The 22,991-nt window shown below is 38.0% G+C and carries 18 protein-coding genes and 1 tRNA gene; 11 read left to right on the forward strand and 8 right to left on the reverse strand.

Annotation, left to right across the window (positions count from 1 at the left end):
* Positions 1-249: 249 nt before the first annotated feature.
* The 6 genes from H6G59_RS04255 (at position 250) to H6G59_RS04280 (ending at position 6,922) form a co-directional block, all read left to right on the forward strand.
* The gene (locus H6G59_RS04255) at positions 250-1,698 is read left to right on the forward strand and encodes a P-loop domain-containing protein (protein ID WP_242038776.1); all 1,449 of its coding nucleotides are present in this window, start codon (positions 250-252) and stop codon (positions 1,696-1,698) included.
* Entirely contained in the window at positions 1,685-3,394 is a 1,710-nt protein-coding gene (locus H6G59_RS04260) for a WD40 repeat domain-containing protein (RefSeq protein ID WP_190711895.1), read from the forward strand. Before H6G59_RS04255 ends, H6G59_RS04260 begins: the two co-directional genes overlap by 14 nt.
* A 4-nt stretch (positions 3,395-3,398) precedes the next feature.
* A complete protein-coding gene (locus H6G59_RS04265; protein ID WP_190711896.1) occupies positions 3,399-4,583 on the forward strand; it encodes an ATP-binding protein in 1,185 nt (394 codons plus the stop codon).
* Between the two features lie 398 nt (positions 4,584-4,981).
* Complete coding sequence (locus tag H6G59_RS04270) at positions 4,982-5,347, forward strand: hypothetical protein (RefSeq protein ID WP_190711897.1); 366 nt, start codon at positions 4,982-4,984, stop codon at positions 5,345-5,347.
* Between the two features lie 229 nt (positions 5,348-5,576).
* On the forward strand, positions 5,577-6,116 hold the full coding sequence (locus H6G59_RS04275) for a Dps family protein (RefSeq protein ID WP_190711898.1): 540 nt from the start codon (positions 5,577-5,579) through the stop codon (positions 6,114-6,116).
* Positions 6,117-6,154: 38 nt separating this feature from the next.
* Positions 6,155-6,922, forward strand: a complete 768-nt coding sequence (locus H6G59_RS04280) for a ChaB family protein (protein ID WP_190711899.1) — start codon at positions 6,155-6,157, stop codon at positions 6,920-6,922.
* A gap of 132 nt (positions 6,923-7,054) precedes the next feature.
* Here the strand turns inward: H6G59_RS04280 and H6G59_RS04285 are convergent, their stop codons facing one another.
* The 3 genes from H6G59_RS04285 to H6G59_RS04295 all read right to left on the reverse strand — a co-directional run bounded on the left by H6G59_RS04285 (position 7,055) and on the right by H6G59_RS04295 (position 9,368).
* Positions 7,055-7,609 (reverse strand): RNA 2'-phosphotransferase, encoded by a 555-nt coding sequence (locus tag H6G59_RS04285; RefSeq protein WP_190711900.1) that lies wholly within the window; start codon positions 7,607-7,609, stop codon positions 7,055-7,057.
* A gap of 11 nt (positions 7,610-7,620) precedes the next feature.
* A complete protein-coding gene (locus H6G59_RS04290) occupies positions 7,621-8,076 on the reverse strand; it encodes a hypothetical protein (RefSeq protein ID WP_190711901.1) in 456 nt (151 codons plus the stop codon).
* Between the two features lie 89 nt (positions 8,077-8,165).
* Positions 8,166-9,368 carry an AAA family ATPase gene (locus H6G59_RS04295; protein WP_190711902.1) on the reverse strand — a complete coding sequence of 401 codons (1,203 nt, stop codon included), beginning with the start codon at positions 9,366-9,368 and terminating at the stop codon, positions 8,166-8,168.
* Between the two features lie 820 nt (positions 9,369-10,188).
* Between H6G59_RS04295 and H6G59_RS04300 the strand changes: the two genes are divergently transcribed.
* On the forward strand, positions 10,189-10,644 hold the full coding sequence (locus H6G59_RS04300; protein WP_190711903.1) for a response regulator: 456 nt from the start codon (positions 10,189-10,191) through the stop codon (positions 10,642-10,644).
* 91 nt (positions 10,645-10,735) lie between these two features.
* Here H6G59_RS04300 and H6G59_RS04305 read toward each other — a convergent pair whose 3' ends face one another.
* Together H6G59_RS04305 and H6G59_RS04310 are read right to left on the reverse strand one after the other, a co-directional pair.
* Positions 10,736-11,860 (reverse strand): hybrid sensor histidine kinase/response regulator, encoded by a 1,125-nt coding sequence (locus H6G59_RS04305; RefSeq protein WP_190711904.1) that lies wholly within the window; start codon positions 11,858-11,860, stop codon positions 10,736-10,738.
* Positions 11,861-11,904: 44 nt separating this feature from the next.
* Entirely contained in the window at positions 11,905-13,239 is a 1,335-nt protein-coding gene (locus H6G59_RS04310; RefSeq protein WP_190711905.1) for an ATP-binding response regulator, read from the reverse strand.
* Positions 13,240-15,089: 1,850 nt separating this feature from the next.
* On the opposite strand from H6G59_RS04310, the gene H6G59_RS04315 reads away from it, so the two are divergent.
* On the forward strand, positions 15,090-15,812 hold the full coding sequence (locus tag H6G59_RS04315; RefSeq protein ID WP_190711906.1) for a response regulator transcription factor: 723 nt from the start codon (positions 15,090-15,092) through the stop codon (positions 15,810-15,812).
* A gap of 10 nt (positions 15,813-15,822) precedes the next feature.
* Here H6G59_RS04315 and H6G59_RS04320 read toward each other — a convergent pair whose 3' ends face one another.
* Positions 15,823-17,184 (reverse strand): lipid-A-disaccharide synthase-related protein, encoded by a 1,362-nt coding sequence (locus H6G59_RS04320; protein WP_190711907.1) that lies wholly within the window; start codon positions 17,182-17,184, stop codon positions 15,823-15,825.
* A gap of 698 nt (positions 17,185-17,882) precedes the next feature.
* Between H6G59_RS04320 and H6G59_RS04325 the strand changes: the two genes are divergently transcribed.
* Positions 17,883-19,880 (forward strand): BamA/TamA family outer membrane protein, encoded by a 1,998-nt coding sequence (locus tag H6G59_RS04325; RefSeq protein ID WP_190711908.1) that lies wholly within the window; start codon positions 17,883-17,885, stop codon positions 19,878-19,880.
* A gap of 119 nt (positions 19,881-19,999) precedes the next feature.
* Positions 20,000-21,661: a serine/threonine-protein kinase gene (locus H6G59_RS04330; protein ID WP_190711909.1), complete on the forward strand. Its 1,662-nt coding sequence runs from the start codon at positions 20,000-20,002 to the stop codon at positions 21,659-21,661.
* Positions 21,662-21,709: 48 nt separating this feature from the next.
* Here the strand turns inward: H6G59_RS04330 and H6G59_RS04335 are convergent, their stop codons facing one another.
* A complete protein-coding gene (locus H6G59_RS04335; RefSeq protein ID WP_242038777.1) occupies positions 21,710-22,042 on the reverse strand; it encodes a hypothetical protein in 333 nt (110 codons plus the stop codon).
* A gap of 355 nt (positions 22,043-22,397) precedes the next feature.
* Between H6G59_RS04335 and H6G59_RS04340 the strand changes: the two genes are divergently transcribed.
* The gene (locus tag H6G59_RS04340; protein ID WP_127054493.1) at positions 22,398-22,841 is read left to right on the forward strand and encodes a DUF2267 domain-containing protein; all 444 of its coding nucleotides are present in this window, start codon (positions 22,398-22,400) and stop codon (positions 22,839-22,841) included.
* Between the two features lie 9 nt (positions 22,842-22,850).
* On the opposite strand, the gene H6G59_RS04345 is transcribed toward H6G59_RS04340, so the two are convergent.
* Positions 22,851-22,935, reverse strand: a tRNA-Ser gene (locus H6G59_RS04345).
* Between the last annotated feature and the right edge of the window lie 56 nt (positions 22,936-22,991).

Genomic DNA, 22,991 nt, shown 5'->3' on the forward strand with positions numbered 1-22,991 from the left:
ATATTAAAAGTACAGCCATTTCATTTTTTCCTAATCTATCAATTTCAATCAAAGCAATTTTATAGTACAATTTATCCCAAATCGTTGGAAAAATCTTTTAGTCCACTAAAGTGGACTTGAGCTATGAGACTGGGAATTGATTCCCAGGCGGTTTATAATGCAAATCGAAAAATTACGGTTAAAAAACATTAACCAGACCATTTTTACCAAAAATCAGTTATAATCCTTACTAAAATCTAAACAACATCTATGAATTGGCAAGATTTTCTCAACCAAGAAGCAGGTAAACAAGGTTTATCTACTCAAGAAACAGAAAGTTTATTAAAAGCACTCCCTCATGAAAATGCACAACTCAATAAAACTCAACTATGTGAAGAATTTCAAATAGAGGAATCTACAGTCACCAGTCGCCTACAAAAGATTTATAAAAAGTTTGAAAATGTATGTCCTGAACTGAGAGAAAAAGACGGTGCAGGTAAATTTGAGAAATTACGAACTTATTTAAAAAAGCAATATCATAAAACTCAATCAAATGATATTAAAAATCCTATTACTGATAAATCCATCTCACCAGAATTTACATCATTAATCACCGAAAAAATACAATCCTTCTGCGGTCGTGGATTTGTATTTGATGCCTTTGAAAACTTCATCAGAACCAATAGTAAAGGCTATTTTACAGTTATCGGTGATGCGGGAATGGGCAAAAGTACCATCGCTGCAAAATACGTTTCTGAAAATAAAGCAATTTGTTATTTTAACGTCTTGGTAGATGGTCGTAACCGTCCTGAATTATTCCTTGAAAGCATTTGCAAACAACTAATTGACCGCTATCAATTAGCAAATGTTGAAAAAGCAGATTTATCAACATTACTGGTAAAAGCTACGGAAAACCTGAGCAATAATGAAAAATTAATCATTGTCCTTGATGCGTTAGATGAAGTAGACCAAGAACCAGGAGCAGAAAATATTTTATATTTACCAAAAACTCTGCCAGACAATGTTTACTTCTTCCTGACCAGACGACGCTATGAACCGAGTAAAAAACGACTTTATACTGAAGGAGTCAAGCAAGAAGAATTAGATTTAACTGACAAGAAGTATGATGAAGAAAACCGGAATGATATTCAAAAGTATATCCGTTTCTGTTTAGAAAATGATCCAGAACATAAAGCAGGGTTACAAAATTGGATAAAAAGCCAAAATATCACCCGTGACGCTTTTGTGCAGCAATTAGCAGAAAAGAGCGAAAATAATTTTATGTACTTGCGCTATGTGTTACCAACCATAGCAAAGGGTAAATATGATGATTTGAATTTAAACCAACTACCTGAAGGGTTACAGAATTATTATCAAACCCATTGGGAACGCATGAAAATGAATGATTCATCTAAACAAATGAAAGTAATGATTCTGTTTACTTTAGTGGAAATTGGTACACCAATTCCCTGTAATATGATAATTGATATTCTCAATCAAGATGAATGTGATGTGCAGAATATTTTAGATGAATGGATTGAATATTTGAGAAAACAAACCATAGATGAAGATACCTGTTACAGCATCTATCATGCTAGTTTCTTAGATTTCTTGACAGCAAAAAGAGAAGTTAAAAGAACTCGTAAGTTATTTGAGGACGTAAACAAACGTATTGCTAATTATTTAGAACAGGATGAGGATGAAAATGAAACAAATTGAAAAAAAATCCTCTGCTCAAAAATTATATAAACAAAAAATTCGTCTGGGTAGATATCCTTATAGTTTGGTTAATTCTGGTCAGTATGAAAAGTATTACCACATCCTCACAGATTATCAATTCATATCCGCCAAAATCAATCATCCTGAATTTGGCATCCAAGCATTAATTGAAGATTATGATTTACTGGATGCTACCCAAACCGAAATCCACCCAGACCAAATCAAAACCTTACAATATATTCAAAGTGCTTTGCGACTCTCTGCACACATAGTCACCCAGGATAAACAACAATTACCCAGTCAATTATGGGGAAGGTTACAAGCTATCCATACCCCAGAAATTAAACAACTATTACAACAAATATCACAAATTCAAACTTACCCTTGGTTGCGTCCCCTCACCCCCGGTCTCACACCACCAGGGGGATGCTTACTTCTTACTCTCACAGGTCATAGTCGTTCGGTAAACGTAGTGGCAGTTACGGCAGACTCTAAACGGGTGATTTCTAGTTCTGGTGACGGTACTGTGAAGGTGTGGAATTTAGAGACAGGGGAGGAGAAGTTTACCCTCACAGGTCATAGTGGTTCAGTAAATGCAGTGGCAGTTACGGCAGACTCTGAACGGGTGATTTCTGGTTCTAATGACAGAACTGTGAAGGTGTGGAATTTAGAGACAGGGGAGGAGAAGTTTACCCTCACAGGTCATAGTGGTTCAGTAAATGCAGTGGCAGTTACGGTAGACTCTGAACGGGTGATTTCTGGTTCTGATGACAGAACTGTGAAGGTGTGGAATTTAACAACGGGAAAGGAACTATTCACCTTTACAGGTCATAGTAGTTTGGTAGAAGCAGTAGCAGTTACAACTGACTGTCAACGGGTGATTTCTGGTTCTGATGACAATACTGTCAAGGTGTGGAATTTAACAACTGGGGAGGAATTGTTCATCTCCACAGGTCATATGATTTCAATAAACGCAATAGCATTCACAACCGACGGTAAACGGGTGATTTCTGGTTCTGATGACAATACTGTCAAGGTGTGGAATTTAGAGACGGGAGAAGAACTGTTCACCCTGAAAGGTCATAGTGGGTTAGTAAACGCAGTGGCAGTAACAAACGACGGTAAACGGGTGATTTCTGGTTCTGATGACAATACTGTCAAGGTGTGGAATTTAGAGACGGGAGAAGAACTGTTTACCCTGAAAGGTCACAGTAGTTTGGTAAAAGCAGTGGCAGTCACAGCCGACGGTAAACAGGTGATTTCTGGTTCTCATGACAATACTGTCAAGGTGTGGAATTTAGAGACAGGGGAGGACAATTTCACCGTTCCCACAGATCATAGTAGTTTGGTAAACGCCGTGGCAGTAACAGCGGATGGTCAAAGGTTGATTTCTGGTTCTGGTGACGGTGCTGTGAAAGTGTGGAATTTAGAGACGGGAAAAGAAATATTCCGCCTAACAGGTCATCGTTCTTCGGTATACGCATTAGCAGTAACAGCGGACGGTCAAAGGTTAATTTCTAGTTCTGATGACAATACTGTCAAGGTGTGGAATTTAGAGACAGGGGAGGAGATAGCTACTTTCACAGGTGAATATCCCATCAATTCCTGTGCAGTTGCACCCGATGGGTTAACAATTGTTGCGGGTGACGATTCGGGGATGGTGCATTTTTTAAAGTTGGAAAATGCGGGAGAGTAAATTTATGAACTCCACACCCAGACCACCAACGGTTAATAATTACCTGGATACTCAGCAACAATTCACGGAAGTTATTAACACCAAAAACGCGAATTTTATCGGTCGTGATTTTGTCTTCACTGCTATTAATAATTTTCTCCACCGCTATAACCGGGGTTATTTTACTATTATCGGCGCACCGGGTAGCGGTAAAAGTGCGATTATTTTTAAATATATTCAGGAAAATCCTCATGTTATTTATTACAACGCGGAGTTAGAGGGAAAAAATCATGCTGAGGAGTTTTTAACTTATATATGTTCTCAAATCATCGCCAACTTTCAAAATATATCCCTGCCAAATTTACCAGATAACGCAACAGAAGGGAGTTGGTTTTTATCCTTGCTTCTCCAACAAATCAGCGAAAATTTATTACAAGCAAATCAAAAATTAATTATTGCCATTGATGGGTTAAACTGCATCAACCGCAATTTACAAACACCAGGAACAAATATTTTTTATCTTCCCCGCTACCTTCCGCATGGGGTTTATTTTCTCCTTTCCCGTCATCCGTTTTTATCAGATAATTCTGGTTTATTAATTGAAGCACCGGTGCAAAGTTTGAATTTAGCAGATTATCCAAAGGAAAATAACCGAGATATTCAAGCTTATATTATAAAAAACCTAACCCCCCTAACCCCCCTTCCCTACGAGGTAATGGGGGAACAAGAATCATCTAACTCCCCTTTCCTTGTAGGAGAGAAGTTGGGGGAGAGGTCAATTCTCAAATCTTGGTTAAATACCCACCAGATAAATGAAGCAAAATTTATTGCTAATTTAACCAACCGCAGCGAAAATAATTTTATGTATGTGAGTCAAGTTTTAGCTGCTATTGCTGACGGTTTCTATAGCGAACCTTCCCAGTTAGAAACATCTCTACCTCCTGGTTTAGAATCTTATTACCAACAGCATTTACAAAAAATGCTCCCCTCCAAAGGTGAAGATTTTCCCCTAGCGGTGTTGAAAGTTTTAGCGCAGCAAACACAACCTATATCCGTTGCTGATATAGCGGAAATTCTAGATACAGATGAATATGAAATAGAAGAATTGTTAGAAAATTGGGTAGAGTTTTTAAATCCGCCATCTATCCCAGGGAATATTTTCTACGGCTTTTATCATTCTAGTTTTCGTGATGCTGTCAACAAGATATAGCGGTATGCACTTGAATAAGGTACATCATAGCCCTCTCCTCGCTTGCGGGGGGGTTCTTGTATCTCTCTCAACCGAGAACCGCTATAAGGTGAGCAAGAAAATACTCAAATGCAGGTTTTCGTAATTTTGCATAATATCTAACATTGGCATATTCTCACATCTTGCATCTTCTCAATAAAGGTAGGTGGATAATACCCTTGAACACGAAATTGTCAGAGTTATAAACCATGATTTTGCGGCAAGGATCATGGTGCAAGATATGAGCTATCAATCTTGTTTTATATCTAAAGAGTGATTTTTATCTCCTTAGATATTCAGGCTAATTCTCTCTGAAGATTGATTTAATAAATGTTGAACCTTACTAAGATTGAAGAACAGAATAGAGTGGAAAATATCAAATGAAGATTCTTGATTTTGCTAAATCTAGATTTGAGTCAGCATCTAGATCTCTAATTGTGGCTTTTGCTTGTGCATTCATATTTTTATTTAATGCTTTTCCTGCTTTAGCTATCAGTAGTTATCAAAGTGATACCACAGAAGGTACGACACAATTACTGGAAACTCAACGCCAAACTGATGAAGCGGCTAAAGCTCCACCAATAGGACTGAAAGAAACTCAAGAAAAAACAAAGAGAGGACTTAACGAAGTCCAAGGAGATGCTGACATTGACAAGATGAAGACTCCCGCAAATTCCCAGAATGCAACTTCAGTAGAACAGGAAGTAAAAGGCTTTTTGGAAAAAGTTACAGGCAAAGATAAGTAAGAATTATTCATAATTTGGTGTAGGATCAATGAGTAATGTAAGTATTATAAATTGATCCTATTTTGTGTTGTCTGGCTTGAGATTTTCAGATCATTTAGAGTCATAACATAAATTAAAAATCATCAAGAATGAATAGTTAATTTTCTTTTATTCCTTTAGAGCGATGTGGATTATGTCTATATTTTGTGAACTTACTTATATAAGTAGGTAAAGGTAGGGAAGGATGACAATGAATAAAATAAATATTGGTTTGACAGACGAACAACGCCAAAGTGTCGTGAATTTGCTGAATCAAGATTTAGCAGACTCTTATGTATTGCTAGTAAAAACTAAAAAGTATCATTGGGATGTTGTTGGTCCTCAGTTCCGTACTCTGCACCAGCTTTGGGAAGAACACTATAACGCACTGACCGAAAATATTGATAAATTGGCTGAAAGAATTCGGGCTTTGGGTTGTTATCCCATTGGCACAATGGAGGGATTTCTCAAGGTTGCTACTCTCAAAGAACACGCTGATAAAATTCCCTTAGCCACGGGGATGGTAGCTCACTTGGTTAAAGATCATGAGCAGATTATTCGCAATTTAAGAGATCATGTAGATCAGTGTAGTGATGAGTTTCATGATCAGGGAACTGCTGACTTTTTGACTAATCTCATGGAAGAACATGAGCAAATAGCTTGGATGTTGCGCTCATTTATTGAAGGAGAGGCGCTGCAACCAGATGGTAAACAGCAAGCAACAAAGACTAAAACACCAGTGGGTGTGTAGTCAAGAATTGTCAACACAAATAATAAAGGAGTATACAAGTGTCTGAAGGATATCAAGCTGAACGTACTATCTCGGCTGTATTTAAAGAACAAAAGCAAATTGATGATGTAATTCGCCGTTTGCTAGATAGAGGCGTACCCAAGGATTATATTTCTGTGATGGGCAGAAATTTCCAGTCTGAAACAAGAATTTCTGGTTTTCTGACGAAGAGAGATGTAATTCTGGGAGGTTTGAAAACAGGAGCAATTTTTGGTTCTTTGTTTGGTTCTTTCCTGAGTTTGTTAACGGGTGTCGGTGTATTATTTATTCCCTTTGTGGGACCGATTGTGGCAGCAGGACCAATTGGTGCAGTGTTGTTGGGGGCAGCTAGTGGTGCGATCGCAGGTAGTGCAGGTGCTGGTTTAGTATCGGTTCTCACTACTTTGGGAATGCCAGAAGACAAAGCCACTATTTACCAAACCCGCTTAGAAGCTGGGGAATTCCTATTGATGGCGGAAATTCCGAGCGATCGCACAGGTGAATTTCAATTGCTATTTGAAAGCGCTGGTGGTGAAGAAATTCACACAATTGATAAAGCCTTGGATCATCCTTGTCCTGGCCGATGTAACAGTCCAGAGGATTTAGCTCCAGAAGTTCGCACTCATCTTTCAAAAGAAGCCCAAGGACTATTTATTGAGCGCTATAACGTCGTACTTAATGAAACAAATGACGAATTTACAGCTGAACAATCAGCTTGGAATGCTGTTCGCCAACAATTTGATGAAGATGAGAATGGTGTCTGGTCAAAAGCAAAGGTGATTGCTTAAGTTGGTCTTTTTCTTTAATGAATACTAAGATTCCAGGGCGATCGCGGGCATTACATAAAACCTCAATAACGTCCTGAAGCACATCCCTCTTCTTGTTAAGGAGAGGGTTTGTTTTAATTTCTGCTGTGTGATTCATTTACCTAAAAATAGCTGTAAATATTCAAGTGGTACATGATCCACTAACCAAACACCATTATCAGAACAATAGAAAATATAACCTGCTGCATACATCTTACCAGCATCTACAGCAAAAATAACGGGTTTACCATGCCTTGCACCCACTATTTTAGCTGTGGCCATATCAGAAGATAAATGCACATGATGACGTGACATTTTAGAAATTCCTGTTTGCATAATCGCATCTACAGATTTGTGTCCTGTACCGTGATAAAGCACATCTGGGGGAACAGCCAGTTCTAACTGTAAATCAATTTTTATACTGTGTCCTTGATTAGCACGAATGAAAGTATGAGTAGAATCAAAGGAAAAGCGTTTTTTATCATTAGTGGTAACTACTTCCTGTAATTCTTGTCGGGTAATGGGAAATTTGTTTTTAGCACAAGCAGTTAGCAATTCATCCACAGAAACCCAACCACCAGGAACTAATTTAATTCCTATTTCTTCTGGTTGATGACGTAAATATTTACTCAGAAATTTGCTGATTTTAACTAAGCGTGAATTACTCATTGTCAGTTAATCTATTTCGGTTTTTGCGTTTTGGCACAAAACAGGTGATTAAAATTTTGTTCATTTGAACGATGAGTTTTCCAATAATCCCAAAAGCAAACCAGAAAGCCTAAAACACAACTTGCTTTCCAGAGGAACAACCACCAAGGTTTCCACCATCCTTCAGTTTGAACTTCAATAATATCAGATAACCCGAACAACAGAAAAATCACCGCAGTAATTTGATTTTTGCGTTTAGCAATAAGCGAATCTCGTTTGTAGCTATATACTATAAATCCCAAGGAAAATAAACCCCATAATACTGCCTCAATGTAATTTCCCTGACGGTAAAGAGTTTCTAAAAGTTGGGCATTTTCTATTGAACCAGACTGATTTAACCACAAAACAAACCCCAGCATTGCCAAAAATAACAGGCTTAAACGCAGAATTGCCCCTTTAGTTAACTGCAAGGGAGATTGTGGACTCATAATATTTCAATTGAGATTAAATTGAGAAAATTTGTTTTCCTATCCAGGCTAATGCGACTGAAATCATCATAATTACTGATAACTGATTTTTAAACAAATCTCTCAGTAAACTCACATATCAAATCTACTCTGCCTTTACGTAACATAGCTGGATCTAATCTTTCCGTGGTGTTACAAGTCATTAATACCACCAAACGTTGTTTTATCTGCACTCCAGATTCGTCAATAACACTCTGGTACAAAGTTCCATCTAGCAACGCCAAAATATGTTCAGTTTTGTTATTATATTGTGCTACTTCAGAAGCCCGATCTTGTGCTAAATTGTCAGCTTCATTGATAATAATACAAATTTTTTCTAAGTAAGTTGGCGGAACAAAGTTGGTGATAGCATCATGATCCAAAATAAAAATTACATACCCTAAAGGTACAAGAATTTCCTTGGCTACTGATTGTGTCCATGCTGTTTTACCTGTCCCTGGTTCTCCATGTACTACAACTGCTAGTTGATTTTGATTGAGAATGGCTTGCTGAACTAAATCACTGAAATCTTGAATATCTTTGGGAAATGTGCGAATAGGAAATTGACTGTGAACCTTACCTACACGACTTTGATATCCACTCAACATCACCGCTAAATCATAAGTAGCTTTATTAATTAAAGATGCCAAATTTTGCGACATTAAAGTATATTGTCTTCGTCCGCGATCATAGGGATCAATTTGCAGCCAAATATCGTACTTTGCCCAATAAGCATAGACAGTATTTAATACATCTAAACGTTCCCAATTTACAAACTTCTCGACAGGAAAATAAAAATCTCTCTCTGAATAATATTGGGTAATAATATCAGGACGATCTAATAACCGTAAAACTCGCAAAACAGTAATTTCTTGCAAGAGATTAAGTACATAATCAATGGGAATACTGTTGCGACTGACAAATTGTACTATAGGCGTTTCTGTACTTAAAACATCTTTGTAGCGATAATCTGGTGTCAGTGGTTCTGGTGTAATGAAATTCCAATATTTTTGTAATTCACCACGAGTATAGTCAGAAGCTAGATTTAATATATTTGCCCACCAAGCATAATCTTTTCTAGCTAAAGCATCAGCATAATAACTAGCTAGATTAATACTTTTTTGGGTCAACTCCTGGGTATCATGAGAGATTACTTGCCAGAGATAGTTCCAATCAAAGTCACGATGAAATGGCCGCCAACCACTAGCGAGTAGGTTTTGGCGGTTGTTATTCGTAGAATTACCGTCGTTGCTTCGGAAATAATCAAAATCCATATTTTATGTGATTTAGGAAAGTCGAATTATTTTCTGGTGATACAGGAGATGGGAGCAAAACTTTTCTCGTACTATAAACTACCTGAGCGCAAGTTGCCAGAGCCAAAGAGTTTATTCTTAGTAGAAGTCAGGAGTGAAAGCTGCTTGCTCTTTGATACCGTAGGGTAATATATGGTTTACGCTACCTAGAGATAAATTTTGATTTTTAGTTTGTACTTACTACAACTGGCAATTTGCTGTAAGTTTTATACAAATGTACGCAAGCCGTAAAATTCAGTAATTTTTATGAAATTGTGAAAAGAGCAATGCATAACATAACTTTACATAATTCACTCGCTATGACATGAAAATTTTCCTGCATTAATTAACACTAAACTTTAATATTACAATGTAATATAATATTTCATCTGTGTCAAGTATTCTGTTCAAAATAGTTATGTTTGAGCCAGTATCAGCTAATTTATTGACAAATTGACAGTTCTTCAGATGATATCGAAGTCATATTTATCAATTTTATCAATTCCCCAATTATGACAATAATTACTCGGATAGTACGGAAGTCAATGTTGATTTTTTTTATGTAAAGTTATGATGAAGGCATGAAGAAAATATTCTGTAATTTTGCATATGATCAAAAAGTGTATAATAAATTTATTTAGTTCAAGATTGTCCTGTTTTTTTAAGATGGGTAAAGGTTCTCAACTGAACCCAAATGAAACAAGATATCAACCAGATTTAGCTTTATCTGATAGTTCGTGGGATATGTCGTTTGTTTATAGGAGAAAAAGGATCTATCCCAATATAATCTTCTGGATAAGAGATGTATCTGGCAAATTCATTCATGAGTGATGAAAAAAAGCAAACTTCTCCGAAGCCTTTGATTTTGGTTGTAGAAGATCATGATGACAGTCTACTGTTACTTAGTTATGCCCTGGAATCAATTGGGTGTAGATTTATTTGTCAAACGGATAGTTCCAGCACTCTACTAGTAGCCAAAAATTATCAGCCAGACTTAATTTTATTAGATATTCTGTTACCTGGTCTGAGTGGTTTGGATGTGATGAAATATTTAAAGCGTGAACCACTAACCTGGAATATTCCAGTAGTTGCAGTCACTGCTTTAGCTGGTAGAGATCAGGAAGATCGCTTCCTGAGAGCGGGTTTTAACGACTATATTAGTAAACCCTATATGCTTGAAGATTTAGAGATGATTATTTGTCGTTTGCTACAAGAAAAATTGCAGCCACATTCAGCTGTTGAAGTATACCAGGAATAGCTAATCCCGCTGTAAATCAGTCAACCCCTCTGGGGAATTGAAACTGCAAAATTAAAAATTCCCAAATGTTTACTATGTTTTATGACATCAATCAAGTTTTTTGTGGTAGTCGAACTGTGAATACACTACCTTTACCTAATTCTGAAAAAAGTTCGATTTTTCCTCCGTGTGCTTCTACGATACAGCGTGATAAATGTAGTCCTAAACCACTACCTGATCTTTTGTTTCTCCCTTGACGAAACCTCTCAAAAATAGTTGCTTGATCTTCAAGTGTAATTCCATAACCTGTATCGGCAACTTCAATGATAATTTCAGCTTGATCGGCAGTACTAGGTAAATTTTCAAAAATGCGAATCTCTATACTGCCTTTATCTGTAAACTTGATAGCATTACCAATTAAATTATTTAAAACTCTTCTGAGTTCGAGTCTATCACCAATAGTAAAGCCAGCATCATCGCCTTTTTGATTTAACTGATGCGTATCTAATTTCAGAGTCAAATCTTTCTCATTAGCAAGGAGATTGAGTTCACTTACTACTTCTTGTGCTATTTCTTTTAAGTCGCAGCTTTGTAAATTTAAAGTCTTTTTTCCGGCTTCAAAGCGATAAACTTCTAGTAAGGTATTGACCATTTCCATTAAATTTTGATTACTGCGAATCATGACAGATATCGCTTGTTTCATTTCTGGAGAAATCTTGCAGAAAGTTTCCTGTTGAAACAAACTCAGCATTCGATCAGCAGCTACTAAAGGTGTTCGCAAATCATGAGTTAGACGAGAAACAAAATCTTCTCGCTGGCGTGTCATTTTTTGCTGTTCGTCTATACTATGCTTGAGACGAAGGAGCGATCGCACTCTAGCTAGTAATTCATCTGTATCAAAGGGTTTACGAATAAAATCATCAGCCCCAGCATCCAATCCTTCGACAACACTAGATTCGTGAAAGGCTGTGATCAGCAAAATCGGAATATACCCCAGTTCAGGATTATTACGAATTCTACGCGTAACTTCATAACCATCCATTCCCGGCATCATTACATCTAGGAGAATCAGCTGAGGTGGAAATTGAGCCACTTTTTGTAAAGCAGTTGCACCATCGGCTGCTAAATCTATTTCATACCCCTCACTCTCTAAAATTGTTTGTACTAAAATGAGATTATCTCTAGTATCATCAACTGCCAGGATTCGATCAATTTTATCGTTTATGACAACAGACATGGTTTATTAACTGCTTGATAAAGGGTCTAAATTATCTAATTTAATTAGAGTTTGAGATTAGGATATCCCAGAGAATATTTACTAAATTTAGATGGAAATTCGGGATGATTATTATGAGAATAATACAAATTATCACTACCAAAATTTAAACTAGAACTATCTGCTAAACTAGGTGCTAATATTATTTGGCGTGGTAATTCAATTATAAATATTGAACCTACTTCTAATTGACTTTCTAGAAATATTTCTCCTCCCATCATTTGTACCAAGGAATCAATAATTGCTAAACCCAAACCAGTTCCCGGATATTTGCGGCTAATTCCTTGATCTACTTGTCGAAATGCTTCAAAAATATGTTCAAAATCTCCAGGAGAAATACCTATTCCTGTATCCCTAATACTAATAGTTACTCGATTGTTAGCCGTTTCTTTTACTTCTACCCAAATACCTCCATTTTCTGTAAACTTAACTGCATTGGATAATAGGTTAATTACAATCTGATGTACTCGCACTGGATCATTAAAAACTAAAGTATTTTGTAAATCTGTTTTTACTACCAGAGATAATTTTTTGGCTTCAGCTAAAGAACGTATTTCTTCTACCGTCTTATTAACTATTTTAGACAAGTCAAATATTTCCGGCTTTAGATCTAATTTACCAGACTCCAGTTTAGAAAAGTCCAACACTTCATTGAGTAACATCAGCAAATGCTTACCATTATTGAGGATACGCTCTACCAGATCTGCTTGCTGATTGGTAAGTTGAGCAAATTTGGGACGTAACAATATTTGTGAAAAACCAATAATGGCATTCATCGGTGTTCGCAACTCATGAGATATAGTTGCTAAAAATTGTGACTTGAGCCGTGATGCTTCCAATAATTTCAAGTTTTGTAGCTGAATTTGTTGGCGTTGTTTCTCCAATTCTTGGTTCTTATGAAGCAGTTGTTCATAACTTTCTTTCAGCTTTTGATTTGCTAAAGCTGCCTCCATTTCAGCACGGTATAACCGAATTGCATTCCGCAAAGTCTGTGCCAAAGTTTCTGGAGATAGTTTAGACTTAGGAAGATAGTCTGTAGCACCTGCTTTCATTAACTCGACAGCTATTTGTTCATTTCCTTGAGCAGAGAGAATGACTAAAGGAACTTTGATTTCTAAAGAACGTAGCTTGTGAATTGAATTTAATCCATCTTGATCTGGTAAAGAATTATCAAGAAAAACACAATCAAAATTAGTACTTTTGAGAGCAGCCAGTGCCTTATTAATTTCACTGACTTCATGCAGTTCCATGCAAATACCTGCTTTAGCCAGGGCTAGACGTACTGCCATGCGATCTGCTTCATCATTATTCACAACCAAGATTTTCAGCGTCTCTTCCATCGGTTTTTATTTTCGCTGTCCAATACAGGTTGATGTACAGGATTTAGGTTTTCAAGCTATGTAAATACAACATTTACCCCTGTTGATTTTGAGCATTTAATATCTATAGAAATCCAGTTTGATTACTGATAGGTGACGTGACATGGCTGTAGTTACTCATGGAGGCTCTTAACTTTTCACTCTTAACTCTTAATAGGAAATAAGGATACTGAGTTTTTTTAAGTATAGAGCGCAGATCACTTTCAAACAAATTAACTAGGAATTCTATATTTCGGTAGTGATTTAGGTATTTCACACAATATCGAACTCAGGTTTATTACATTAAGTTTTTTATCCTCTATTTATCTATTTATACTATATTAATCAATTTTGCTGTCTTTTACTAGCATTTAAAGAGAATATTTTATATTTTCTTTAAATCCTTTTAATTGAATCTACTTTTTACAGTTGTAGTTAAAGTACAATCACTTCAATTTAATTACTAATGACTGGTAAGTAATTAGTAATTATGCATATTAAAATCATTATCTCCTAAGTTAAGTGAAATTGATATGCAGTCAAATTATGTACTTTACTCATCTCAATATAATTGTAAATGAGTAAGTGTTCGCCGTCCTCAGTCATTAGTGAGAGTTGCATGGAAACATTACATATCAAGGATTTGAGAGTTTTCATTCAGTAGATTTTTGCTAGATGCTGAATAATTAGTGTTAGTTGACTCCTTATTAAAAAAATGAAATAGTTGAAATTTATTTTTTTAAGTCTGAGCAGTACTATGTATTGATTTTCATGTTTAATGTTAGCCATTCAGGAAAAATAAATACTTTTAGGCTGTTCTCTTCACACAATTTTAAAAATGATGGTGACAAATGGAAACCTGCAAATTTGATGTAGTAAGTCCTTGACAATCCAAAATCTAAAATCCAAAATGGTATTAACCTCTGAGCTTAAAAAAATTATCTTGAATAAATAGTTTCACCTATGCCTATCTAAAAAAATACCTACTTTTGTGAGTAGACTTCTGGGATACTTGACATTTAGCTGTGAGATGGTAATTTGTAAAATTTATAAAAATTACCTAAATCTGTTGCTTGATTAAGTCAGGTGCTAAAAGTCAAAATTTTTGTCGAAAAATTAAGCTTAACTGAAGCTATTCTTTGAATAATCTGGATAAAAAACTACATATTTTTACTATCTCCAATTTAAATTTTTAACTGTCTCCAGGCTTCAATCTCCCAAGTTTAAAATTTATAATTTGCAATTGACTATTTTTGCCATAGTTAATACGATTGGCTCAAAAATCGGCTATTTTTTGATCGGCAATCCCAAATATAAAATTTAACATTTTTCTGTCAATAAGTATTTTTGGGAATCCACACCTATAATCGAAGAATGAGAGTTGAGAAAAGGTGAGTTTTATGAATATGACATATAGCTCCATGAATTTTATGAATTCGATAGTCTAGCTCAAGATGGCTTTTGAGAATTTGTGACTTGTTTCTCAAATAACTTTAGCTTGTGATAATTTGTGGATTATTGTCAGCTTTACCCCAGGCTGGCAAATAAAATTAAGGAGGAGTTTCGACTCAATAAACTCGGAGTAGTAACCAATGGATAGTATGATGCAGGATTATTCTGATCCATATTTCACCTTTTTTTGGCGAATAGCTATATACCCGTAGTTAGATTTTTACTTTCACCTTACATAAAAAAGGGAAATTTATTATTTCTATCGATGGATGCAGGACAGCCAAAATATCATCTACCTTTAGTGTGGGGAAATCAGAGCCAACACTTACACTAAAGTCTTAACTTTGGAAAAGTAGTCAGATAAAGAGTTGAGTGTAAAAATGAGTGAAATTAGCATTGTTTTAATTGAAGATCATGATTTAACGCGTATGGGACTAAGGGCTGCATTGCAGTCACACAGCGCGTTAAAAGTTGTTGGTGAAGCGGCAAATGCCACTCAGGGATTAAAACTTTTAGAAACTACTAAGCCAGATGTGGCTGTGGTGGACATTGGGTTGCCAGATATGGATGGCATTGAGCTTACACGTAAGTTCAAGCGGTACCAAACAGAAACTGGACAGTCGAACACAAAAATTCTCATTTTGACAATGGATCATACAGAAGATGCCGTACTGGCTGCTTTTGCCGCTGGAGCAGATTCTTATTATATGAAGGAGACCAGCATCAGTAAGTTAACTGAGGCCATACAAGCAACTTATGGTGGTAACTCTTGGATTGATCCGTCCATTGCCAATGTGGTGTTACGAAAGATGCGACAGGGGATACCAGGAGATAGCCAATCATCTGATAAGCCAAAGACTGTAAAAATTGAGGCTCTAGCTACAGAATATGAGCAAGTTTTGGAAACCTACCCTTTGACTCAACGGGAATTGGAAATTCTAGAGTTGATTGTTGCTGGTTGTAGTAATGGACAAATTGCGGAAAAACTCTACATCACAGTAGGTACAGTCAAAACTCATGTTCGTAACATTTTGAATAAACTTTGTGCTGATGACCGGACGCAAGCTGCTGTTAGAGCCTTGCGTTCTGGGTTAGTTGGTTGAGATTATTTTTTCACAATCGAGCTTGTAAACATTCGGCAATACGTTTTGCTGCACCTGATCTTCCCATGCGCTGAACACCGTTTTCAGCAATTACTTGTAAACTGTCGGGATTTTTGAGTAGGGATTTTACTGCTTGGGCAACTTTTGCTGGTTGGTCTACTAAAATCAGAGATGCACCTAAAAGACGACTCTGAGCCTCAGCAAAAGCAGGGTTATATTGTGGACCATTCCCTGGAATTGCGATCGCAGGTTTGCCTAAACCAACAAATTGTTCTGTTGCTGTCCCTGCCATAGCGATCGCTAAATCTCCCCAATGTAAGCAGTCATTATAAGCTTGTTGGCTAAGAACTAAGTATGCATTTCTTTGCTTAAAAGTCAAAATATTAGCATCAGAAAGTTGGATAGGAGATTCAGGACAGGAACGCCAACCTTGGATTTGCAAAGTTTGGGATAAAATGGTGCAATCTAACCCAGGAGCGATCGCACCTAAAAAAATCACAGTCCCTGCCGAGGGTAAAATAGAATCTCGCTCCCGAAAACTAGCCATCAACCCAGACACAGCAACCATCATTATTTCCCAGTTACTATAAGCCTCTGGCTCACGGGAACCGGGGAGCAGAGTCACAATCAAAGGACGAACTAGCTCTTCATTTTCAGTATCAGCCGCATAAAACTTTGGAGTGCTAAAAGTCTTCTCCAAACCGTCCATCATCGGATTACCCAAATCAAAAGCCGGAATTGGCCATTTTTTTAAAATTTCCGTAGTCAGCGAATCTCTAGGAAACACCGCACGACAACGACGACGACTCATCAACCACCTTTCCCAAGGATGATAAATGGAACCAGAAAAATTTTCCCACCGTGCCGATTTTGACTTTCTGGGTAACAAACCCACCTCATCCCTGACATAATATTCAGATTTGGCCGTGCCAATAAACGCATAATTAGCACCACTTATCGCGGCAAACAACAGCGGTACAATATCTCCCACCGCTAAGATAGCCTTTTTATTACCTAACTTGGTTTGATCACTCACCCAACCACGAACAGCTTGAATTTGCTTCCAAGTCAGTTGCACTAAACCGCCACGGACATCTCGCATCAACTGGCGACTATCCATATAAATAAAGCCACCAGAAGGCATAGTCTGCACCGAACCAATACAAGGAATATTCAACTGTTGGTAAGCACGTCCTTCACCCACTATAGGTAAAGCAAAGATATCTGGTGGGGAAGAGAGTTGTTGAAGTTCCTGCAAAATGCGGACAGCAATCACATCTTCTCCATGACCATTACTTAAAACTAGTAACTGCAAAGGAGAAGTAGTAGCTGCCGAGTCTGCAACTTGGTTTAATGGGGATAAATCACGCATAGGATTTTAAATTTTAGATTTTAAATTTTAGATTTTAGACTTTCGTGTCTTCTTTACAGCCATTTTCGGGTAAATGCACTATATCCTGTCTCATAAGTAGTCGGACAAAATTAAATTCAATAGTAGAGAGAGGGAACTCTTAACAGGAAAACAATCCGTGTAATTAATTCTGTCGGGGTACTTATTAAGTCCGGCTAATTGCTTATTCAAGAACTCTCCGCGTAAGAGCGTCAGACCTAATCATAAGTAGTCAACCGGAGGCGATATAACTGCCTATTGCAATTTGTGATCATAAAATCTCATAATAGGTATTGTCCTTTACCAAGTAAGCCTAAATTTAATCTGGTAAAAACTCCCTAGATCTAAATACTCATCAACCATCTTGCAGATCAGCAACAGAAATTGACAAGAAACAAAAAATTACAATTAATAGTCTGTTTATCTACAGGTATGGGAACTACATATTATCCCCAGTAGTTGACTTGACTGAAGAGGACGCGGAGAGTCGCCTGTGTCCGACGTTCGACGCAAATGGTTTCAAGCCCCCGACTACAGTCGTGGAGAAGAAAAAAGACATTCCTTGCTGGAATCCCCTGGCTTTAGACCTGGGGTGTAAGAGCGTCTCCGTGTCCCCGTGTCCCCGTGTCTTCTTCAATGTTGACTGCTGACTGAGTTAATTAAGTTAATCAATACTAATTATGCGACTTTCTTCTGCGGCAATTTTTACATTAGCTACTGTAGCAGCTAGTAATGTCACTCAGCAAGCAACTGCTGCGCCTACTGCCATCACAAATCAAGAAGAACAAACCAATACAACCACCGATGTGGTGGTAGTACCATTTGTAGAAGCCGAGCCAACACAATTAGAAACCGTAGCATCTCCAGAAACTACATTTGCTATGGAATTTGCCCCTGAGCGAGTGGTTGTGTCAAAAAGTGCCAGCAATATTATTCCTACAGACAATAACTTAGTAGTTACCGCTACTAATGTCCAGATAATTGGAGCTAGTCCCGAATTAGAGCAGATAATTGGCAAAGTTATTAAAACCCAAATAGGTGGAGATACTAGCCAAAACCAACTCCAAACAGATGTAACAGCAATTTTAGATACTGGTTTATTTGCCAGTGCCACAGTCAACAGCAGCATTACGCCCACAGGCTTGAATGTAGTATATCAAGTCAAACCAATAGTAGTCAGAACTCTGCAACTATCTGGTGCCAAGGTTCTCACCTATAAAGTAGCTTTAGAAAGTTTTCAATCTCAGATTGGTAAAGATATTAGCCCAGCAGGACTACAACAAACCGTTAAACAAATTAACCAGTGGTATACCGATAATGGTTATACCCTAGCGAGGGTACTATCGATTCAACCCAACCGCCAAGGTATCCTCACCGTGAATGTAGCTGAAGGTTTGGTAAGTGAGATCAAATTTCGCTTTCTAAACGAAGAGGGAAAAAACGTTGATAGCAATGGAAACCCAGTCAAGGGCCGTACTAAAGCCGATTTTATCAAACAGCAACTGAAGTTACAACCAGGTAAAGTCTTTCAAGACAATTTAGCCCAGCAAGATATACAAGCTTTATATAAATTGGGTTTATTTCAAAGCGTCAATGTAGCTTTTGAAGGAGATGCAACCAAACTAGATTTGATATACGAACTCAAGGAAGTTGGGGCGCGTTCAGTTAATTTGGGCGGCGGTTATAATGCTGATGATGGGCTGTCAGTCATCTTAAGTTACAGAGATCAAAATATTGGCGGAGTTAATGACACATTGGCAGCCAATGTTGAGATAAATAGACAAGATGTACTGTTTAATACTAATTTCACCAGTCCTTATCGGGCAACTGACCCCAATCGCTTAGGTTACAACATCAAAACCTTCCGCCGGCGGGAACTTTCGGATACTTTTGATGATGAAATTAGGCTAGAAAATGACGATAAGGTACGCGAAGGACGAATTGGCGGTAGTGTGAGTCTTCAGCAGAAAACTGATGGTTGGGACGCTTCTGTAGGACTTAACTACTCTCGTACTACTATCCGCGATCGCCAAGGTAATATTACCCCAACTGATGCCAATCAAAACCAATTATCATTCAGTGGAACGGGAATTGATGACCTGACTACCGTATCTTTCTCAGCCACTAAAGACGAACGAGATAATCCTGTTAAACCTACTCAAGGTTCTATCCTAACTTTCAGCACTGAACAATCTATCCCCATTGGTCATGGTCAAATTACCATGAATCGTCTTCGGGGCAATTATAGCCAGTATATGCCAGTCAAATTATTTAACAGCAAACAGCCACAAGTATTTGCTTTAAATTTGCAAGCTGGTACTGTAGTTGGTGATTTACCTCCTTACGAAACCTTCAATTTGGGTGGTTCTAATTCAGTACGCGGCTATGATTCTGGAAAAGTTGGTAGTGGTCGCAGTTATGTGTTAGCTTCTGCTGAATACCGCTTTCCCATTTTTCCCATTGCTGGGGGTGTACTATTTGCCGACTTTGCTTCCGATTTAGGTTCTGGGGACACGGTTTTAGGAGATCCAGCGGGTGTACGTGGTAAGCCGGGGAATGGTTTTGGTTATGGTGCAGGAGTGCGGGTTGACTCACCTTTGGGTTTAATTCGGGCTGATTATGGCATTAATGACCAAGGAGATAGCCAAGTGCATATTGGACTAGGTCAAAGGTTTTAAGAACTTTCAACGGGGAACAGACAATTCTCCCCATCTCCCCAATCTTCTTGAATGTATGATGAGAAAGACAAAACCGTTTAGGGGAGTGTCAACTGCTCACTTAGGACTCCAGATTCCCGATGTTAACAGGTACAATTTTGCAAGGTGGAAAATATACCATTATCCAGGAAATAGGGAAAGGGGGATTTGGTATTACTTTTAAAGCCATGCATCACTACTTGGGTCAAGAGGTAGTGATGAAGACTATTAATGAACGGTTACGACAACATTCTGATTTTCCCAAATTCGAGCTACAATTCCAAGACGAAGCCAAAAGATTAGCCTCTTGCGTCCATCCCAATATTGTTCGGGTTAGTGACTTTTTTGTTGAGGATGGGCTACCTTACATGGTGATGGAATATATTCCTGGGGAAAATTTAGGTGAAGCGTTTGTTTTACCAGGAATACCGCTTTCAGAAGAAATAGCAATTCATTATATCCGCCAAATTGGCGCAGCATTAGAAATAGTACATAAAAATGGTTTGCTGCACCGGGATATTAAACCTGATAATATCATCCTCCGCCAAGGAACTCAGGAGGTCGTGCTAATTGATTTTGGCATTGCCAGGGAATTTAATAGCGGTGTTAGGCAAACCCACACAGGTTTAGTTAGTGAGGGTTATGCACCTATTGAACAGTATTTAACCCAAGCACCTCGTACACCAGCAACGGATGTTTATGGTTTGGCTGCAACTTTGTATGCACTGTTAACAGGACAAGTTCCTTTACCATCATTATTGCGCGATCGCGAACCAATGCCCTCTCCCCGTGAACTACAACCCCACTTGAGTGCAGCTGTTAATCAAGCTGTCATGCGTGGTATGGCGGTTGAGTCCCGTTTTCGTCCTCCCACAGTCGCAGAGTGGCTGCAAATACTACCTGGAAGTGGGTCAGACATAACACAGCAATTACTAACTCAACCAGCACCGACTATAGATTTATCTACCCAAAAGTTAGAAAATTTGGTAAATAAATCTGCACCTACTATTCTTTCCACACCATCACCAAGTACGGAAGTCACAGGAATACCAAAAAAAGTAGGAGTATCTAAGGTATTTATCGGGATTGGAGTATTTTTAATTACGGGAACAGCAGCATTTAGTCTCACGAAAATGTTACCTCAATCGCAGTCAAAGTTAGCGCCTCAGCCGCTTTCTGAGCAACCTAAGCCAGAAGTTGAAGTTGCTACACCAAAACCTGTGGTTAAGAATACACAGTCACCTGAAAGTAAAGATAATCAAACTGATTCTCGACGTGAATCTGCATCTTTCTCTACTTATGAACGACGTAAGCGCAATCGTCGTGTTTCTCCAGAACCAACTCCTGATAGTAGTAGCGCTGCTTCCGAATCCTCAACTCAAGAACCTCAAAATAACTATTCCGAATCCTCAACTCAAAAACCTCAAAATAACTATTCCGAATCCTCACCTCGTAAAACTAAGCAACGCAGATCTAAACCTGTTGTTACTCCTACACCGTCCCTAAGCGAGAAACTCAGGGAAGCCAAATCATATCCTGAAGTTGCTCCCACACAAGCTTCAGAAAATATCCCACCAGTTCCTATTCCCCAAAACGACTCACCCAAACCTGCAAAACCAGACAATTCTGTTGTCGTACCATCTGCACCACAACCTAAAAATTCTGTAGTTATACCTGAAACACCAAAAGCATCTCAGGGTTCTGATTCTTCTGCGGTGGTAGTACCAACTCAAGAAACAAATTCTACTTCTTCGGGGAATTAAGAATGGGTTGTGTTAAGTTTGGCTGCTGATAATCCATTTTAAAAAAAATTATAAGTCGTCGGGTCCTTGTAATTGAGTTCTGACGGACTGTGGTAATAACTGATTGCGATGCCTTCGGCGAGCGTAGCTATCGCTTGGTAATCTATAGTTAGGAAAATTTGTACCGGGAATAATATCCCCAACGGCTTTAATGGTGATTGTTTGTTGCTCCTCACTTACACCTGATGGGAAATCAGGGGAAAATAAGGGAATTTCTGTCGCAGCAGCGTCTGATTGCTGTATTTTTCCAAACTTGATCGTTACTCCTAAACTAATACCTAGACAAAAACAGACACTCAGAAAACTTAAAGCAAATACTTGCGTCTGGTTGCGATTTGGCATTTTTGACTTCTCACACACTGAGATTAGTTTAACCCAAAATTGATTCAGTGGTGCTGAGTTTTCACTGCTGAGTCATGATTACTACTCTCTAGCTTCAGCTACCAAAGTGAAGCTTTTTTATTTTTAATCTCCTACTAGATATAGGAATGGATACAAAATCATGCTCCATTAGCTAGAAGTAAGGACATATCTGGATTTCTATAATCTGATCTGATACTAGTTTTTGAGATTAAAAACAGAATTCACAGTATTGCGCTGAAGAGAAAACAGCCCATGAAAACCCATGATTTTTGGTAATAATCGGGTTTCGAGGCGGACTTATTTCAGCATATCGACAGAAACAGGAGTAAAATTTATGACGATGACAGGATTAGATACTTTTGATGCGACTGTACAGAAAACAATTCCTTGGATCAATGAGTTAGGAAAAGAATTGGGTTGGGAAAATAAACACCAAGTTTTCCAAGGGTTGCGAGCGACATTACACGCATTGCGGGACCGCTTAACAGTAGAAGAAGCTGCTCATTTAGGAGCGCAGTTACCTATCTTACTAGCGGGATTTTACTACGAAAATTGGCGACCAGGCGCAAAACAAACCAAGGATCGGACACAGGAAGAATTTTTGAACCATATCCGTCATTACTTCCACAACATTAATCCTGATGTTGATGCTGAATCTTTGGTGCGTGCGGTATTCAAGATTATGGCTCAACGGGTTTCCCCAGGAGAAATAGAAGATGTTATTAACATGATGCCACCCGCATTGCGAGAACTTTGGCCAGCAACAGTTCGTAGTTAAGAAAATCAACGGAGAGGGGGGGATTCGAACCCCCGTTGAGTTACCCCAAAACGCATTTCGAGTGCGTCACCATCAACCACTCGGACACCTCTCCAATTTTTCATTCACCAAATATTAGTGAACAAGGGCAATACTATTTTACGCCATTAT

Source organism: Anabaena lutea FACHB-196, from assembly GCF_014698305.1.
GTDB classification, from domain to species: Bacteria; Cyanobacteriota; Cyanobacteriia; order Cyanobacteriales; family Nostocaceae; genus Anabaena; species Anabaena lutea.

Excerpts from the sequence above, each read along its gene's own strand:
- H6G59_RS04255 (WP_242038776.1), top strand. The coding sequence starts at position 250 with ATGAATTGGCAAGATTTTCTCAACCAAGAAGCAGGTAAACAAGGTTTA.
- H6G59_RS04260 (WP_190711895.1), top strand. The coding sequence starts at position 1,685 with ATGAAACAAATTGAAAAAAAATCCTCTGCTCAAAAATTATATAAACAA.
- H6G59_RS04265 (WP_190711896.1), top strand. The coding sequence starts at position 3,399 with ATGAACTCCACACCCAGACCACCAACGGTTAATAATTACCTGGATACT.
- H6G59_RS04270 (WP_190711897.1), top strand. The coding sequence starts at position 4,982 with ATGAAGATTCTTGATTTTGCTAAATCTAGATTTGAGTCAGCATCTAGA.
- H6G59_RS04275 (WP_190711898.1), top strand. The coding sequence starts at position 5,577 with ATGAATAAAATAAATATTGGTTTGACAGACGAACAACGCCAAAGTGTC.
- H6G59_RS04285 (WP_190711900.1), bottom strand. The coding sequence starts at position 7,609 with ATGAGTAATTCACGCTTAGTTAAAATCAGCAAATTTCTGAGTAAATAT.
- H6G59_RS04290 (WP_190711901.1), bottom strand. The coding sequence starts at position 8,076 with ATGAGTCCACAATCTCCCTTGCAGTTAACTAAAGGGGCAATTCTGCGT.
- H6G59_RS04295 (WP_190711902.1), bottom strand. The coding sequence starts at position 9,368 with ATGGATTTTGATTATTTCCGAAGCAACGACGGTAATTCTACGAATAAC.
- H6G59_RS04300 (WP_190711903.1), top strand. The coding sequence starts at position 10,189 with ATGTATCTGGCAAATTCATTCATGAGTGATGAAAAAAAGCAAACTTCT.
- H6G59_RS04305 (WP_190711904.1), bottom strand. The coding sequence starts at position 11,860 with ATGTCTGTTGTCATAAACGATAAAATTGATCGAATCCTGGCAGTTGAT.
- H6G59_RS04310 (WP_190711905.1), bottom strand. The coding sequence starts at position 13,239 with ATGGAAGAGACGCTGAAAATCTTGGTTGTGAATAATGATGAAGCAGAT.
- H6G59_RS04315 (WP_190711906.1), top strand. The coding sequence starts at position 15,090 with ATGAGTGAAATTAGCATTGTTTTAATTGAAGATCATGATTTAACGCGT.
- H6G59_RS04320 (WP_190711907.1), bottom strand. The coding sequence starts at position 17,184 with ATGCGTGATTTATCCCCATTAAACCAAGTTGCAGACTCGGCAGCTACT.
- H6G59_RS04325 (WP_190711908.1), top strand. The coding sequence starts at position 17,883 with ATGCGACTTTCTTCTGCGGCAATTTTTACATTAGCTACTGTAGCAGCT.
- H6G59_RS04330 (WP_190711909.1), top strand. The coding sequence starts at position 20,000 with ATGTTAACAGGTACAATTTTGCAAGGTGGAAAATATACCATTATCCAG.
- H6G59_RS04335 (WP_242038777.1), bottom strand. The coding sequence starts at position 22,042 with ATGCCAAATCGCAACCAGACGCAAGTATTTGCTTTAAGTTTTCTGAGT.
- H6G59_RS04340 (WP_127054493.1), top strand. The coding sequence starts at position 22,398 with ATGACGATGACAGGATTAGATACTTTTGATGCGACTGTACAGAAAACA.